Raw genomic sequence first — 15,294 nt, forward strand, 5'->3', positions numbered from 1 at the left:
GAACGGCGTGGACGGCACGCCTGCCATGGACGGCACGGACACCGGGAGCGGCACCGACACCGCGGGCGGCGCCGACGCACCGGGCGCGGCGGCGCTGCCCTCTGAACTGCGACGTGTGCACATGGTCGGGATCGGCGGGGCGGGCATGTCCGGCATCGCACGCATCCTGCTCTCGCGCGGCGGCGAGGTGTCGGGTTCGGATGCCAAGGAGAGTCGCGGCGTGCTCGCGTTGCGGGCACGCGGCGCCCAGGTCCGCATCGGCCACGACGCCAGCGCGCTCGACCTGCTCGCCGGCGGCCCGACCGCGGTGGTGACCACCTACGCGGCCATCCCCAAGACCAATCCGGAGCTGGTCGAGGCCCACCGTCGCGACATCCCGGTGCTGTTGCGTCCCACAGTGCTGGCCTCGCTGATGCGCGGGCACCGCACCCTGCTGGTCTCGGGCACACACGGCAAGACCTCCACCACCTCGATGCTCATCGTGGCGTTGCAGCACTGCGGGCTGGATCCGTCCTTCGCGGTCGGCGGCGAGCTCAACGAGGCGGGCACCAACGCCCACCACGGCACCGGTGAGACGTTCGTGGCCGAGGCCGACGAGAGCGACGGTTCGCTGCTGCAGTACGACCCGGATGTCGCGGTCGTCACCAACATCGAGTCCGATCACCTGGACTTCTTCGGTACCGACGCCGCCTATACCCAGGTCTTCGACGATTTCGCCGACCGCCTGACCGAAGGCGGCCTGCTGGTGGTGTGTCTCGACGATCCCGGCTCGCTGGCACTGGCCGAGCGGGTCGGGCCGCGACTGGCCGAACGGGGCGTGCGCGTACTCGGTTACGGATCCGGCGAACTCGCCGACCCTCCGGTCCCGGTCGGTGTGCGCATGCACAGCTGGGAGCCGCGTGATGTCGGGGGAGTGGTGCAGTTCCAGCTCGGCGAGGAGAACACACCGCGTTCGTTGCGGCTGTCGGTGCCCGGCAGGCACATGGCGCTCAACGCGTTGGGCGCGCTGCTGGCCGCGCGCGCCGCGGGCGCCGACATCGACGAGATCATCCAGGGTCTGGAGGGTTTCGGCGGCGTGCACCGGCGTTTCCAGTTCGTCGGTCGGGAGAACGGCGTACGGGTCTTCGACGACTACGCCCACCACCCCACCGAGGTGCGCGCGGTGCTCGGGGCCGCGGCCGCGCTGGTCGAGCAGGAGGCCCGCGACGGCGCGCGTTCCCGGCAGGGCCGGGTGATCGTGGTGTTCCAGCCGCATCTCTACAGCCGCACAGCCACTTTCGCTTCCGAGTTCGGCGCGGCGCTGAGCCTCGCCGACGAGGTGGTCGTCCTGGACGTCTACGGCGCGCGGGAGGAACCGCTGCCCGGAGTGAACGGCGCCCTGGTCGCCCAGACGGTCACCGCGCCGGTGCACTACCAGCCGGACATGTCGCGGGTCGGCCGTCAGGTGGCCGGGCTGGCGCGGGCCGGTGACGTGGTGATCACCATGGGCGCGGGCGATGTCACCATGCTCGGCAGCCAGATCCTCGACGGCCTACGGGCGCGGCCCAGCTACGGTCGGTGAGCCGCGTGCGCGCGGCGGGTGAGCTGCTCGGGCCGGGTGGTCTGCGACGGGTGCGGTGGTGGGCGCTGCTCGGGGTGATCGTTCTCACCGTCTTGCTGTCGGTCGCATGGTTCACCCCCGCCCTGTCGGTGCGCACGATCGAGATCGACGGTCTGTCGACCGTTTCCGAGGAGCGGGTGCGCGAGCAGCTCGACATTCCCGACGGGCTCTCGCTCATGCGCATCGACACCGTCGCGATGGCCGAGCGGGTGGCCTCGATCGCCGAGGTGCGCTCGGCGCGGGTGGAGCGGGTATACCCCTCGACCGTGCGGGTCACCGTGGACGAGCGCCGCGCGGTGCTCTGGTTCGACGCGCCCGAAGGCGCGCACCTGGTCGACCGCGACGCCGTCGAGTTCGCCATCGCGGCGCCACCGATCGGCGTGCCGCAGCTGGTCACCGACCACCCCGGCGGCAGCGACCCGGTCACTCGCGCCGCGGTGACCGTGGCCAACGCGATTCCGCCCGCCCTGAACATCCAGGTGGACCAGGTTCTGGCGCGGTCGATTTCGGACATCTCGTTGAAACTGACCGACGGCCGCACGGTAGTGTGGGGCGCAGCGGACGACGCCGAACGCAAGGCGGCGGTGGTGTTGCCGCTGTTGACGCGAGAGGGCACGGTGTTCGACGTTTCGAGTCCGAATCTGGTCACGGTGAAGTGATCGATTCCGTCTGTGTCCAGGGAGATTCTGTTCTCCGTCTCGGCGCGCCTGCGCCCGTATCGCGGCAGTGGCGAATAGCGTTCGGCAGCAGTCGGATACTTGACATAACACTAACCCTATGGTTGAGGTTCAGGGTTTTCCGAAATGACAGGCTTGGATCGAAGGAAGGCGAGAGCCCATGACGCCCCCGCACAACTACCTTGCGGTGATCAAGGTCGTCGGTATCGGCGGCGGCGGCGTGAATGCCGTCAACCGGATGATCGAACAGGGACTCAAGGGAGTCGAGTTCATCGCGGTCAATACCGACGCGCAGGCGCTGCTGATGAGCGACGCCGACGTCAAGCTCGACGTCGGCCGTGAACTGACCCGCGGCCTCGGCGCGGGCGCCGACCCCGAGGTCGGCCGCAAAGCCGCCGAAGACCACAAGGACGAGATCGAAGAGGTGCTCAAGGGCGCCGACATGGTCTTCGTCACCGCGGGCGAGGGCGGCGGCACCGGCACCGGCGGCGCGCCCGTCGTGGCGAGCATCGCGCGCAAGCTCGGCGCGCTGACCATCGGCGTGGTCACCCGGCCGTTCTCCTTCGAGGGAAAGCGCCGGGGCAACCAGGCCGAGGTCGGCATCAACATGCTGCGCGAGTCCTGCGACACGCTCATCGTGATCCCGAACGATCGGCTCCTGCAACTCGGCGACGCTGCGGTCAGCTTGATGGACGCCTTCCGTTCCGCGGACGAGGTGCTGCTCAACGGTGTCCAGGGCATCACCGACCTGATCACCACCCCCGGTCTGATCAACGTCGACTTCGCCGATGTCAAGAGCGTCATGTCCGGCGCGGGCAGCGCCCTGATGGGCATCGGCTCCTCGCGCGGTGAAGGACGATCGGTGAAAGCGGCCGAAGCGGCGATCAATTCGCCGCTGCTGGAAGCCTCGATGGACGGCGCGCACGGCGTACTGTTGTCGATCGCGGGCGGCTCCGACCTGGGGCTGTTCGAGATCAACGAGGCCGCCTCGCTGGTGCAGGAGGCCGCGCACATCGAGGCCAACATCATCTTCGGCACCGTCATCGACGATTCGCTCGGCGACGAGGTGCGGGTCACCGTCATCGCCGCGGGCTTCGACGGTGGCGGTCCGGCCAGGCGCACCTTCGACGCGCCGCACACCCGGGGCTCCATCGGTTCGGGCCGCGCAGGCGAGATCAGCAGCCGGGCGGGCGAGCTGTCGTCGTCGAGGAGTTCGGAGCCGGTGAGTGGTTCCACGGCCTCCACCTCGTCGACTTCCTCGGCGGGCTCGAGCGGTTCCGGCCGCGGCGCGGTGCCCAACTACCGCGACACCGAGCGCCCGCGGCTCGCCGAACCGACGGTGGCCCACAACAGTCGTTCGCACATCCAGGACGCCGACCCGGACGACGACGACGTCGACGTGCCGGACTTCATGCGTCGCTGATCCACGTCGATCGACAGAGCGTGCCCGGAAACGCCGGTGCGGGCACGCTCGCGCGGCTACTACCCTCGAACACATGAATACCCTGGGACGCATGACCGCGCCCACACTCACCGTCCGCCGGGTCACCACCACGCGCACCGGCGGATTTTCCATGCCGCCGTACGACTCGTTCAATCTCGGCGATCACGTGGGCGACGATCCGGAAGCGGTGCGACGCAATCGTCTCCGTCTCGCCGAGGGCATCGGGCTCCCGGCGGACCGGCTGGTGTGGATGGAGCAGATCCACGGCCGCAATGTCGAGGTGGTCGACGGCCCGCGCGCCGAGCCGGTGCCCGCCACCGACGCCCTGGTGACCACCGAACCAGGCCTCGCCCTGGTGGTGCTGACCGCCGACTGCGTGCCCGTCCTGCTCTCCGACGACGAGGCGGGCGTGATCGCCGCCGTGCATGCGGGCCGCATCGGCGCCAGGATCGGCATCGTGCCGCGGGTGCTCGAGGTGATGATCGCCCAGGGGGCGCGCCCCGAACGCATCGGCGCCTTCCTCGGTCCGGCGGCTTCGGGACGTCGGTACGAAGTCCCGGCCGCCATGCGCGCGGATGTCGAGGCCCATCTGCCCGGCAGCGCCACCATCACGGTGCGCGGCACTCCCGGCCTCGATCTGCGGGCGGGTATCCGCAGGCAGTTGACCGAGGCGGGCATCGGCGGCATCGCCGAGGATCCGCGCTGCACCATCGAGGACAAGACCCTCTTCAGTCACCGGCGCGGTGCGCCGACCGGGCGCATCGCCGGGGTGATCTGGATCGATGCCCGGGGCGGGGAGTGACCCGAGCGGGCAGTACCGAGAGACGGCTCGGCGGCAGACCGGCAGGCCCGCCGAGCCGAATGTGATCAGCGCGACAGGTCGGGCGGGGGACAGAGTGACGAGGACGGGTATCCGGCGCTCGCGAGGACATGACACGGAGGACGAAGTGAACAGCGTGACCGGAGCGGCGCAGCCGCAGACCGCCGCGGCGGCGCAGGCCCGCACCGCGGAGCTGGCCGCGAATCTGGCGTCGCTGAACGCTCGGATCGACGCGGCCTGCCGCGCGAGCGGCCGCGATCGCGACTCCGTTCGGTTGCTGCCGGTGACGAAGTTCTTTCCGGCGTCCGACGTCGCGCTGCTGGCCGACCTCGGGCTCGGCGAGTTCGGCGAGTCGAGAGAGCAGGAGGCCGCGGCGAAGGTGGTCGCCCTGCGTGAACTCGGTCACGAGGGGATCCGGTGGCACATGATCGGCCGGTTGCAGCGCAACAAGGCCAATGCGGTGGCCCGCTGGGCGCACACGGTGCACTCGGTCGACAGCGAACGGCTGGCAACGGCCCTTGACCGGGGCGCGCGCGCCGCGCTCGAGGCCGACGAGCGCTTCGAGCCGCTGGACGTGCTGATCCAGGTGAGTCTGGACGACGATCCCGCGCGCGGCGGCGTGCCCGCGCACGGCTTGGACGCACTCGCCGACACGGTCGCCGGTGCCTCGAGTCTGCGGCTCGCGGGCCTGATGGCCGTCCCTCCGCTGGGGGTCGAGCCTGATAGCGCGTTCGCCCGGCTTGCGAGCTTGCACACGCGTCTACGCGAACGCCACCCCGGCGCGAGCGAACTTTCCGCAGGAATGTCGGGTGATCTGGAATCGGCGATCGCATACGGATCCACGTGGGTGCGTGTCGGTACCGCTCTGATGGGCGCCCGACCGATAACCTCTGGCTAGCAAAGAAACCTCATCAGTCACATATGACACATAAGATTGGGACGGACGAGGAGCTGAGCAAGTCTTCAACACCCGGCCGCCACCGGGGCCGAAGGAAGGTCGACCAGATGAGCACGCTGCACAAGTTCAAGGCGTACTTCGGCATGGTTCCGCTCGAGGATTACGAAGACGACTACGTCGACGATCGCGCCTCGCGCGCGAGCGAGCGCGGTGGCGCGCGCGGACCCCGTCCGTACTCCGAGCGGCCGGCCTACGGCGCCGACCGCTACGGCGAAGAGCGTTACGGCGCCGATCGTTTCGGGGCCGAGCGGTTCGGCCCCGAGCGCTTCGGTGCCGAGCGCTTCGGTGCCGAGCGCTTCGAAGACGACGCCGAGTACCCGGAGCCCGCCTACAAGTCCTACAAGCCGGCATACCCCCCGCGTCGCGAGGAGTACCCGGAGGACAACTACGGCGAGGATCCCTACGAGCCGCCGCGCAGGCCCACCCGTATCGAGTCCGCGTCCGCGTCCGCCGCCGGCCGGTTCCGCGCGGGGGGTGGCGCATCGGCGTTGCGGGGAGCCACCCGGGGTGCGCTCGCCGTCGATCCCGTGGCCGAGGAGCGCCGCCTCGAGGAGCGGCTACGCCCCGAGCCCGCGCCCGCTCGCCGTCCCGGGATCTTCGAGGACGGAGGTCCCTTGTCCAAGATCACCACACTGCGCCCGCGCGACTACAGCGAGGCCAGGATCATCGGCGAGCGGTTCCGCGAGGGCAACCCGGTGATCATGGACCTGGTCGAGCTGAGCAACGCCGACGCCAAGCGCCTGGTGGACTTCGCCGCCGGACTCGCCTTCGCGCTACGTGGCTCGTTCGACAAAGTGGCCAGCAAGGTGTTCCTGCTCTCACCCGCCGACGTCGATGTCTCGGCCGAAGAGCGGCGCCGGATCGCGGAAACCGGCTTCTACAACCAGAAATAGCGACCTGCTTCCGAGGTGCGGCGGTGTGGCCATTTTGCACACCGCCGTTTTTCGGGCAGAGTGACATGGTGGCCTTGTTCGCGGTGCTGTACTTCGTGCTGTTCATCTTCTGGCTGTTGCTCATCAGCCGGGTGATCGTCGAGTTCATCCGTAGCTTCGCCCGGGACTGGCGGCCGACCGGCTTCGTGGCCGTGATCCTGGAGGTGATCTTCACGGTCACCGACCCTCCGGTGAAACTGCTGAGGCGGCTCATTCCCCCGGTGTCGTTGGGGGGAATCCGCCTGGATCTGTCGATAATGGTCCTGCTCTTCATCGTGTTCATCCTGATGTCGATCGTCAGCAGGCTCGGCCAGCCGGTCGCCCCGATGTGACAGAATGGGTGACGATACCTTGCAAGATCTGCTCGATCTCCACAAGACGCGTGAAGGGATCCTTCCATGCCGCTGACTCCAGCCGATGTGCACAACGTCGCGTTCAGCAAACCGCCGATCGGGAAGCGCGGCTACAACGAGGATGAGGTCGACGCCTTCCTCGACCTGGTCGAGCAGGAGCTGTCGCGGCTGATCGAGGAGAACGCGGATCTGCGTCAGCGGGTCGCTGAGCTGGACGCCGAGCTGGCCGATGCCAAGAAGAACCGTGGCAGTGGTCCCGCCGCGGTCAAGCCACCGGTGCCGCAGGCGCCGCCGGAGCCGATCAAACCTCCTGTCCCCGTGGCGCCACCGGCGCCTATCGCGGCCGCGCCGCCGGCCAAGGACAACTCCGCGGACGCGAATCTGCAGGCTGCCAAGGTGCTGAGCCTGGCCCAGGAAATGGCCGATCGCCTGACCAGCGACGCCAAGACCGAGTCGGAGAACCTGCTGGCCAACGCGCGAGCGAATTCCGAGCGTCTGGTCACCGATGCGCGCACCCGCTCGGAATCGATGGTCGCCGAGGCGCGCCAGAAGGCCGATGCCCTGCTGTCGGATGCGCAGACCCGGTCCGACAGCCAGCTGCGCCAGGCCAAGGAGAAGGCCGACGCGCTGCAGGCCGACGCGGAGCGCAAGCACACCGAGATCATGGCCACCATCACCCAGCAGCGCAGCGTGCTGGAGAGCCGCATCGAGCAGCTGAAGACGTTCGAGCGCGAGTACCGGGTGCGGTTGAAGTCCTACCTGGAGTCGCAGCTCGAGGAGCTGGAGAACCGCGGTTCGGCGGTTCCGGTGGACGGCGGCGAGCCCTTCGCCGACAGCGGTTCCACCGGCAGTCTGCCCGCCGCTTCGTTCGCCAAGGGCGGCAAGTAAGCCGCCCCGGGCGCAGCGGACAGCGGTCGGCGCAGGCAGATCTGGCCTCGGGACACCTGAGGGGTCGGCATGCTCGTCATGACGCTCGTTCTCGCAGCAGTGGGTTTCGCGCTGCTGGTGACCGCATTGACCACCGGCTCGGTGCTGTGGGCATGGGGCTGCATCGTGGTCTGTGCCATCGGTGCGGTGCTGCTGCTGGTGAGCGCACTGTCCACGCGAAGACCCGACGGCGGACCTCCGCCGCCGCGTCGGCACGTCCGGCGCTGAACCGGCCGGGGAGATATCCGCTCGACAGCGCCCGTTAGAATGGACACACAACCAACGGCAACGATCCGGCCATCACCGGGGAGCCTTCGGAAGAACGGTCACTTCCGCATCTGCGCGGGAGTGACTCAGTAGAACCGAACGGGTGAGCCCGTCACAGCTCGCAAGAGAGGTCCGGTGCGTTCGACGCCGGACAAACGGGGTGGTACCGCGGTTTCGGCGCACCTGGCGCCGATGTCGTCCCCGTGCCCACATCGACACGCGCCTGCGGCGCGGTGGCACGAGGAGACGGATCCGCGATGGCGGACGACAACAACAGCGCATATCCCCGCGTCGACTTCGGCTCGGGTTCCGGGGCGTCGTTCCCCGAACTGGAGCGTCTCGTGCTCGACGCATGGGAGGCCGACGACACCTTCCGGGCGAGCATCGAGAATCGTTCCGGCGCAGCAGAGTTCGTCTTCTACGACGGCCCGCCCTTCGCCAACGGCCTGCCACACTACGGCCATCTGCTCACCGGCTACGTCAAAGATCTGATCCCGCGTTTCCAGACGATGCGCGGCAAACGCGTCGATCGGCGATTCGGCTGGGATTGCCACGGCCTGCCCGCGGAAATCGAAGCCGAGAAACAACTCGGTATCACGGACAAATCACAGATCGACGCGATGGGTCTGGCGGAATTCAACGCCGCGTGTAAGTCCTCGGTGCTGCGATACACCGGAGAATGGCGCGACTATGTGACCCGTCAGGCGCGCTGGGTCGATTTCGACAACGATTACAAGACCCTCGATCTCGACTTCATGGAGTCGGTGATGTGGGCCTTCAAATCGCTCTACGACAAGGGCCTGATCTACCAGGGCTTCCGGGTGCTGCCCTACAGCTGGTACGAGCAGACGCCGCTGTCGAACCAGGAGACCCGCCTCGACGACGCCTACAAGATGCGTCAGGACCCGGCGGTCACCGTCGACATGCGGCTGCGTGTGCCCGAGGATCATCCGCTGCGCGAGCTCGACGGCGCGAACGCGCTGATCTGGACGACGACGCCGTGGACGCTGCCGTCCAACCTGGCGATCGCGGTCCATCCCGACGTGCGCTACGTCCACCTGAAGGCCGCCGATGGCAAGCGCTATGTGCTTGCGGCCGAACGTGTCTCGCACTATGTCCGCGAGTTCGGCGAGGACCCCCAGGTGCTCGGTGAGTTCGACGGCGCGGCGCTGGCCGGCCTGGCCTACGCCCCGCCGTTCGACTTCTTCGTCGGTCACCCCCACGCGCATCGCGTGCTCAACGCGGATTACGTCACCACCGACTCCGGCACCGGCGTCGTGCACCTGGCGCCCGCCTTCGGTGAAGAGGACATGGACGTCTGCGCGGCCAACGGCATCGAACTGGTGCAGCCGCTGGACCCGGGCGGCAAGTTCACCTCGATGGTGCCGCCGTACGAGGGCCTGATGGTCTTCGACGCCAATCCGGTCATCATCAAGGATCTCAAGGCGGCGGGCCTGCTGTTGCGTCACGAGACCATCGAGCACTCCTACCCGCACAGCTGGCGCTCCGGTCAGCCGCTGATCTACATGGCGGTGCCGTCCTGGTTCGTCGCGGTCACCTCCTTCCGCGACCGGATGGTGGACCTGAACAAGCAGATCACCTGGGTGCCCGAGCACATCCGCGACGGCCAGTTCGGCAAGTGGCTCGAGGGTGCGCGCGACTGGAACATCAGCCGTAACCGCTACTGGGGCAGCCCGATCCCGGTGTGGGTGTCCGACGATCCGGCCTACCCGCGGGTGGACGTCTACGGCTCGCTCGACGAGCTCGAGCGCGACTTCGGTGTGCGTCCGGTGGATCTGCACCGGCCCGCGATCGACGAACTGACCCGGCCGAATCCCGACGATCCGACCGGAAAGTCGACGATGCGCCGGGTGCCGGAGGTCCTGGACTGCTGGTTCGAGTCCGGCTCGATGCCCTACGCCCAGGTGCACTACCCGTTCGAGAACAAGGAGTGGTTCGACTCCCACTTCCCCGGCGATTTCATCGTCGAGTACAACGGGCAGACCCGCGGCTGGTTCTACACCCTGCACGTGCTGGCCACCGCGCTCTTCGACAGCCCCGCCTTCAAAACCGTTGCCGCGCACGGCATCGTGCTCGGCGACGACGGGCTGAAGATGAGCAAGTCCAAGGGCAACTACCCCGACGTCAACGAGGTCTTCGACCGCGACGGCTCCGACGCGATGCGCTGGTTCCTGATGAGTTCGCCGATCCTGCGCGGCGGCAACCTCATCGTCACCGAGCGCGGCATCCGCGAGGGTGTCAGCCATGCACTGCGCCCGCTGTGGAACGCGTGGACGTTCCTGCAGCTCTACGCCTCGACTCCGGGTGCATGGCGCACGGACTCGCAGAACGTGCTCGACCGTTACATCCTGGCGAAGCTGGCGCAAACCCGCGACGTCATGACCGAGGCGCTCGAGGTCTACGACATCGCGGCGGCCTGCGAGGAACTGCGTTCCTTCGCCGACGCGCTCACCAATTGGTATGTGCGCCGCTCGCGTTCGCGTTTCTGGTCCGAGGAGCGCGACGCGGTCGACACCCTGCACACCGTGCTCGAGGTCGTCACGCGGCTGGCGGCGCCGTTGCTGCCGCTGATCAGCGAGGTGATCTGGCGCGGGCTGACCGGCGGTCGTTCGGTGCACCTGACCGACTGGCCGGCCGAGGGTGAGCTGCCCGCCGATCCGGAGCTGGTGGCGGCGATGGACGAGGCGCGGGTGGTCTGCTCGACGGTGCTGAGTCTGCGCAAGGCGAAGAACCTGCGGGTGCGTCTGCCGCTGGCGGAGGTCACCATCGCCGCCGCGGACGCGGCTCGGCTGGCGCCCTACGCCGACATCATCGCCGACGAGGTCAACGTCAAGAAGGTCGATCTGACCTCCGATGTCGACGTGCACGGCCGATTCGAGCTGGTCGTCAACGCTCGCGCGGCCGGTCCCCGGCTGGGCAAGGACGTGCAGACGGTGATCAAGGCGGTCAAGGCCGGGCAGTGGAGCGAGGATGCCGAGGGCGTGGTCAGCGCCGCGGGCATCACGCTGCTGCCGGAGGAGTACACCCAGCGACTGGTCGCCGCCGAACCGGAATCCACCGCCGCGCTGCCCGGCAATGCCGGTCTGGTCGTCTTGGATTCGGTCGTCACCGAGGAACTGGAGGCCGAGGGCTGGGCCCGCGACCTGATCCGGGAACTGCAGGAGACCCGCAAGTCGCTCGGCCTCGAGGTGTCCGACCGGATCTCGGTGGTGCTCGAGGTGTCCGACGAGCGGCAGGACTGGGCCCGCGCGCACCGTGACCTGATCGCCGGGGAGATTCTGGCGACCACGCTGGAGTTCGGCGAGGCGGGTGTGGGCGCGGTCGAGCTGTCCGGTGGAATGCGGGCGGTGGTCGTCAGGCAGTGAGGGAGTCGGCTGTGGCGGACCGGGCGCACCCCGGTCCGCCACAACCGGTCACCACTCCGAGGCTTCAGTATGTGATTCAAATCACATGCTGAATATTTGCTGAACTCTGGTTTCCGGTCCGGGTGGACCGGCAGAATCGCCCATGTTGTATGTGGGGCACATGCTAACCGCTGGTGCCGGTGTGATTCGTCGACGATTCCACCTGACGTCCCTCCGAGCCGTGTCAGATCGACGGCGGCGGGGGTGAGCCGAGGTCCGCCGCTACGCCGCCCACCGCTGTGCTGACGTCGCGGACCATCTGCCCGACAGGGAGGCCGCGTTCGCATGATCAGACGTTTCCAGGCTCGACATCGCTCGGCGCGACACGACCCCGCGCGACGGCGCCCGACCCGACGGCTCCGTTCGTCGGATCCCCGGGCGTGCCGGGCCCGAGTGCGACGGCCGCTGCGACGGATTGCCATCGGTTTGCTGGTCGCCATGGTGACCATGGTCGTCCTCGGCGGTACCGCCTGGGCCGACCCCGTTCCGGTGTCCGGGGGCCTCAGCAGCGGGTCCGGCACGGGTAGCGGCACGGGCTCGGGAACAGGCTCCGGTTCGGGCTCCGGCCTCGGTTCAGGTCTGGGTTCCGGTCTGGGGGCGGGCAGCGCCAGTGGCTCGGCTGCGATCCCGCTGCCCAGCCTCGCCGGTCTCGGCGCGTTGGCGGCGGCGACGACCCAGGTCGGCAAGCCCTACGAATGGGGCGCGACGGGCCCGCACTCGTGGGACTGCTCGGCCCTGGTGCAGTGGGCGTTCCGACAGGTGGGTGTGCCGCTGCCGCGCACGACCTGGGAACAGGCCGAGGTCGGCGCCGCGGTGCCGAGGTGGGCGCTCTCGCCCGGCGATGTGGTCGTGCTCAACCCCGACGGCTCGCACGTGGGCATCTACGCCGGCTTCGGTCAGGTGCTGAACGCCTACGGCCGCGGCGTCCCGGTCGGGCTCAGCCCGCTGGACCGATTCGAGATCTACACCATTCGCCGCTTCTGACCGAGGCTGTCTCCGGCCGAGGCCGGTTCCGGCCGAAGGCCGCCGCGGTTCCGGCCGAAGGCCACTTCAGCCCAGTTCGCCGGCCAGCGACCGCAGCAGCGGGCCGTACTGCGGATGGGCCAGCGCCGAGGCGAACTGCGCGACCAGGTAGTCCGCGGGATTGCCGGTGTCGTACCAGCGGCCGCGGATGACCTGGCCGAAGACGGGGTTCTCGGCGGCGTGGACGTTGATCGCGTCGGTGAGGTAGACCTCACCGGTCCGGTGCTCGTACCACTCGTCGGTCTGCCTGCGCAGCTCGGCGATGATGCCGGGGGTCACCACGTAGCCGCCGATGGCCGCGAAGTTCGACGGCGCGTCCTCGGGCTTGGGTTTCTCGCGCAGGCCCGTGATGCGTAGCAGGCCGTCGCCCTGGTCGTCGGTGACCACCGGGACGCCGTAACGCTGCGAGTCGCCCGGGTCCATCGGCATGAGCGCCAGCACCGGCGCACCTGTGCGCTCGTAGGCGTCGATGAGCTGCTGGGCGCGCGGGATCTCGGCGACGAACACATCGTCGGGCCACAGCACCAGCATCGGCTCGTCGCCCATGCTGCGCGCGGCGTTGAGCACCGGGGTGCCGTTGCCGTAAGGACCGTGCTGGTCGAGATAGGTGATGTGGCCGAGCCGGGACAGCTCGCCGACCTCGGCCACGGCGTCGGCGAACGCGGTCTTGCCGTCGGCGCGCAGCTGCTCGACCAGGCCGGGGTTGGGGCGGAAGTGGTCCTGGATCACGTGCTTGCCACCGCTGACGACAATGGTGATATCGGTGATGCCGGAGGCGACCAGCTCTCGGACGGTGTGCTCGATGACCGGCTTGTCGCCGACCGGCAGCATCTCCTTGGGGATCGCCTTGGTCAGCGGGAGCAGCCGGGAGCCGATACCTGCGGCCGGAATGACGGCCTTTCGGATCTTCATGCCCTCGATCATCACATATCGCGGTCGGGGAAACGGGCCAACCGGACCTGCGATCCGCCCCAGACGTGTCCGCTATCAGGGCTGGTTGGCGCGGGTATACGCGGCCGTGTGGCACCGCGGGAGCTCGGTTCATCCACAGCTGCCCGACAGCAAGTCCACAGCCATCGGCGGTCCGTAGCCACGGCAAGGCGGGCCGGGTTGTCGGTGCCCGGGCGTAGATTCCGGTGCGTGAGTACCGTGCGGGTGTCGCCCGAACCCGGGCGCACCGCGCGCCGGTGGGTGCTGCACATCGACATGGACGCCTTCTTCGCCTCGGTGGAGCAGTTGACCAGGCCCACGCTGCGGGGCAGGCCGGTGCTGGTCGGCGGAACAGGCGGGCGCGGCGTGGTCGCGGGCGCGAGCTACGAGGCGCGGGCCTTCGGCGCTCGCTCGGCGATGCCCATGCATCAGGCCAGGCGGTTGGTCGGGGCGGGCGCGGTGGTGGTTCCGCCCCGCGGCGCGGTCTACGCGCACCTCAGCGGGCAGGTCTTCGAGGCGCTGCGCGAGATCGTCCCGGTGCTGGAGACGCTGTCGTTCGACGAGGCGTTCGGCGAACCGGCCGAGCTGGCCGGAGCGAGCGTGACCGAGGTGCGCGAATTCTGCGCCCGGCTGCGCGCGGTGGTGCGCGAACGCACCGGGCTGATCGCCTCGGTGGGCGCGGGCACCGGTAAACAACTGGCCAAGATCGCCTCCGGCCTGGCCAAACCGGATGGGATCCGGGTGATCGCACCCGAGGAGCAGCAGGCGCTGCTGGCCGGACTGCCGGTGCGCAAGCTGTGGGGAATCGGGCCCGTCGCCGAGAGCAGGTTGCGATCGGTGGGTATCGAGACCGTCGGCGCGTTCGCCGCGCTGCCGGAATCGGAGGCGGTCTCGCTGCTCGGCGGCAGCATCGGCGCGGCACTGCATCGCCTGGCGCGGGGGATCGACGATCGCCCGGTCACCGAGCGTGCCGAAGCCAAGCAGATCAGCGCCGAGAGCACCTACGAGACCGACATCGTCACCCTCGCCGCATTGCGGAGGGCCATCGCCGCCATGGCCGAGGCCGCGCACGCGCGCCTGCGCAAGGACGGCCGCGCCGCCCGCACCGTGGTGCTCAAACTCCGGCGCGCGGACATGAGCATCGTGACCCGCTCCTCGACCCTGCCGTACGCGACCGTCGACCCCGCGGTGCTCGCCGCAGCGGCCCAGCGTTCGGCTATCGACCCCGTCGAGCTCGGGCCCATCCGGCTGGTCGGCGTCGGCTACGCCGGACTGTCCACCGTTCAGCAGGAGTCGCTGTTTCCCGAACTCGATCGCGGTGAGTTCGGCGGCGATCTCGCGGTCGCCGCACCGGGCACAGCCCCCGGTCCGGACGCTGCGGGCAGTCCGGACCCGGCTGTCCACCCGGTCGCGGTGGGCGACCCGATCACAGATGCCGGCCGGCTCACCCCGGCTGCCGCGATCTCCTCTGTCGAACCGGCTCGGATCGGCGCGACCGTCGCGGTCGCCGGGGCGGCCTCGCAGGTCGAGCGGGAGCCGGACCGTGCGACGGGCACGCGATCAGCGGGATACCCGCAGCGGGCGGCCGGGCGCGTCTCGGCCGACAGCGCGGCTACGCCGGGCGCCGGGGGTTCGATCGGTGGGACCGAACCGGTGGCGGCGCGACGGTGGTTCGCGGGAATGGATGTGTCACACCCGGATTACGGGCACGGCTGGGTTCAGGGCGCCGGCCACGGGGTGGTGACCGTGCGCTTCGAGACGAGTTCGACAGGACCGGGTCCGGCGCGTACTTTCAGCGCCGACGACATCAGTCTGTCCCGGGCGGACCCGCTCGGCAGTCTCGGTTGACCGGTAGCCTGGGTGGCCGGGCAGCGCTGCCGGTTCGAGCGCGCGCTGTCCCGGCACCGATACCGACCCTTACTCGAACGCAAAGGACGA

13 protein-coding genes are annotated in these 15,294 nt (G+C 69.2%); 12 read left to right on the forward strand and 1 reads right to left on the reverse strand.

The features are described from left to right. The first annotated feature begins 121 nt into the window (after positions 1 to 121). The 11 genes from murC (at position 122) to IU449_RS22475 (ending at position 12,387) form a co-directional block, all read left to right on the forward strand. Positions 122 to 1,561, forward strand: coding sequence for a UDP-N-acetylmuramate--L-alanine ligase (gene murC / locus IU449_RS22425; protein WP_228805560.1), 1,440 nt, complete (start codon positions 122 to 124; stop codon positions 1,559 to 1,561). Then, complete coding sequence (locus IU449_RS22430) at positions 1,558 to 2,259, forward strand: cell division protein FtsQ/DivIB (RefSeq protein WP_324188376.1); 702 nt, start codon at positions 1,558 to 1,560, stop codon at positions 2,257 to 2,259. The genes murC and IU449_RS22430 overlap by 4 nt, the downstream gene beginning before the upstream one ends. 178 nt (positions 2,260 to 2,437) lie before the next feature. After that, complete coding sequence (ftsZ, locus tag IU449_RS22435; protein WP_195004068.1) at positions 2,438 to 3,700, forward strand: cell division protein FtsZ; 1,263 nt, start codon at positions 2,438 to 2,440, stop codon at positions 3,698 to 3,700. Positions 3,701 to 3,791: 91 nt separating this feature from the next. Continuing rightward, positions 3,792 to 4,523, forward strand: coding sequence for a peptidoglycan editing factor PgeF (gene pgeF, locus IU449_RS22440; protein WP_195004069.1), 732 nt, complete (start codon positions 3,792 to 3,794; stop codon positions 4,521 to 4,523). Positions 4,524 to 4,677: 154 nt separating this feature from the next. Next, the gene (locus tag IU449_RS22445; RefSeq protein WP_324188389.1) at positions 4,678 to 5,439 is read left to right on the forward strand and encodes a YggS family pyridoxal phosphate-dependent enzyme; all 762 of its coding nucleotides are present in this window, start codon (positions 4,678 to 4,680) and stop codon (positions 5,437 to 5,439) included. 107 nt (positions 5,440 to 5,546) lie between these two features. After that, positions 5,547 to 6,392 carry a cell division protein SepF gene (locus IU449_RS22450; RefSeq protein WP_195004071.1) on the forward strand — a complete coding sequence of 282 codons (846 nt, stop codon included), beginning with the start codon at positions 5,547 to 5,549 and terminating at the stop codon, positions 6,390 to 6,392. 68 nt (positions 6,393 to 6,460) lie between these two features. Beyond that, complete coding sequence (locus IU449_RS22455) at positions 6,461 to 6,763, forward strand: YggT family protein (RefSeq protein WP_195004072.1); 303 nt, start codon at positions 6,461 to 6,463, stop codon at positions 6,761 to 6,763. Positions 6,764 to 6,829: 66 nt separating this feature from the next. Further along, positions 6,830 to 7,672 carry a DivIVA domain-containing protein gene (locus IU449_RS22460; protein WP_195004073.1) on the forward strand — a complete coding sequence of 281 codons (843 nt, stop codon included), beginning with the start codon at positions 6,830 to 6,832 and terminating at the stop codon, positions 7,670 to 7,672. Between the two features lie 69 nt (positions 7,673 to 7,741). Next, positions 7,742 to 7,939, forward strand: a complete 198-nt coding sequence (locus IU449_RS22465; RefSeq protein ID WP_195004074.1) for a hypothetical protein — start codon at positions 7,742 to 7,744, stop codon at positions 7,937 to 7,939. Positions 7,940 to 8,235: 296 nt separating this feature from the next. Beyond that, positions 8,236 to 11,364 carry an isoleucine--tRNA ligase gene (gene ileS / locus IU449_RS22470; RefSeq protein WP_195004075.1) on the forward strand — a complete coding sequence of 1,043 codons (3,129 nt, stop codon included), beginning with the start codon at positions 8,236 to 8,238 and terminating at the stop codon, positions 11,362 to 11,364. A gap of 486 nt (positions 11,365 to 11,850) precedes the next feature. Further along, positions 11,851 to 12,387: an NlpC/P60 family protein gene (locus tag IU449_RS22475; RefSeq protein ID WP_195004149.1), complete on the forward strand. Its 537-nt coding sequence runs from the start codon at positions 11,851 to 11,853 to the stop codon at positions 12,385 to 12,387. 66 nt (positions 12,388 to 12,453) lie between these two features. Here the strand turns inward: IU449_RS22475 and IU449_RS22480 are convergent, their stop codons facing one another. After that, positions 12,454 to 13,338, reverse strand: a complete 885-nt coding sequence (locus IU449_RS22480) for a UTP--glucose-1-phosphate uridylyltransferase (protein ID WP_195004076.1) — start codon at positions 13,336 to 13,338, stop codon at positions 12,454 to 12,456. A 228-nt stretch (positions 13,339 to 13,566) separates the two neighbouring features. Here IU449_RS22480 and IU449_RS22485 point away from each other — a divergent pair, with 228 nt between their 5' ends. Further along, on the forward strand, positions 13,567 to 15,204 hold the full coding sequence (locus tag IU449_RS22485; protein ID WP_324188377.1) for a DNA polymerase IV: 1,638 nt from the start codon (positions 13,567 to 13,569) through the stop codon (positions 15,202 to 15,204). Positions 15,205 to 15,294: the final 90 nt, after the last annotated feature.

The organism is Nocardia higoensis (assembly GCF_015477835.1).
In the GTDB taxonomy this organism is placed as follows: Bacteria; Actinomycetota; Actinomycetes; order Mycobacteriales; family Mycobacteriaceae; genus Nocardia; species Nocardia higoensis_A.

Coding starts and splice junctions, on each gene's coding strand:
- murC (WP_228805560.1), top strand. CDS start 122: ATGGTCGGGATCGGCGGGGCGGGCATGTCCGGCATCGCACGCATCCTG.
- ftsZ (WP_195004068.1), top strand. CDS start 2,438: ATGACGCCCCCGCACAACTACCTTGCGGTGATCAAGGTCGTCGGTATC.
- pgeF (WP_195004069.1), top strand. CDS start 3,792: ATGACCGCGCCCACACTCACCGTCCGCCGGGTCACCACCACGCGCACC.
- IU449_RS22450 (WP_195004071.1), top strand. CDS start 5,547: ATGAGCACGCTGCACAAGTTCAAGGCGTACTTCGGCATGGTTCCGCTC.
- IU449_RS22460 (WP_195004073.1), top strand. CDS start 6,830: ATGCCGCTGACTCCAGCCGATGTGCACAACGTCGCGTTCAGCAAACCG.
- IU449_RS22465 (WP_195004074.1), top strand. CDS start 7,742: ATGCTCGTCATGACGCTCGTTCTCGCAGCAGTGGGTTTCGCGCTGCTG.
- ileS (WP_195004075.1), top strand. CDS start 8,236: ATGGCGGACGACAACAACAGCGCATATCCCCGCGTCGACTTCGGCTCG.
- IU449_RS22475 (WP_195004149.1), top strand. CDS start 11,851: ATGGTCGTCCTCGGCGGTACCGCCTGGGCCGACCCCGTTCCGGTGTCC.
- IU449_RS22480 (WP_195004076.1), bottom strand. CDS start 13,338: ATGAAGATCCGAAAGGCCGTCATTCCGGCCGCAGGTATCGGCTCCCGG.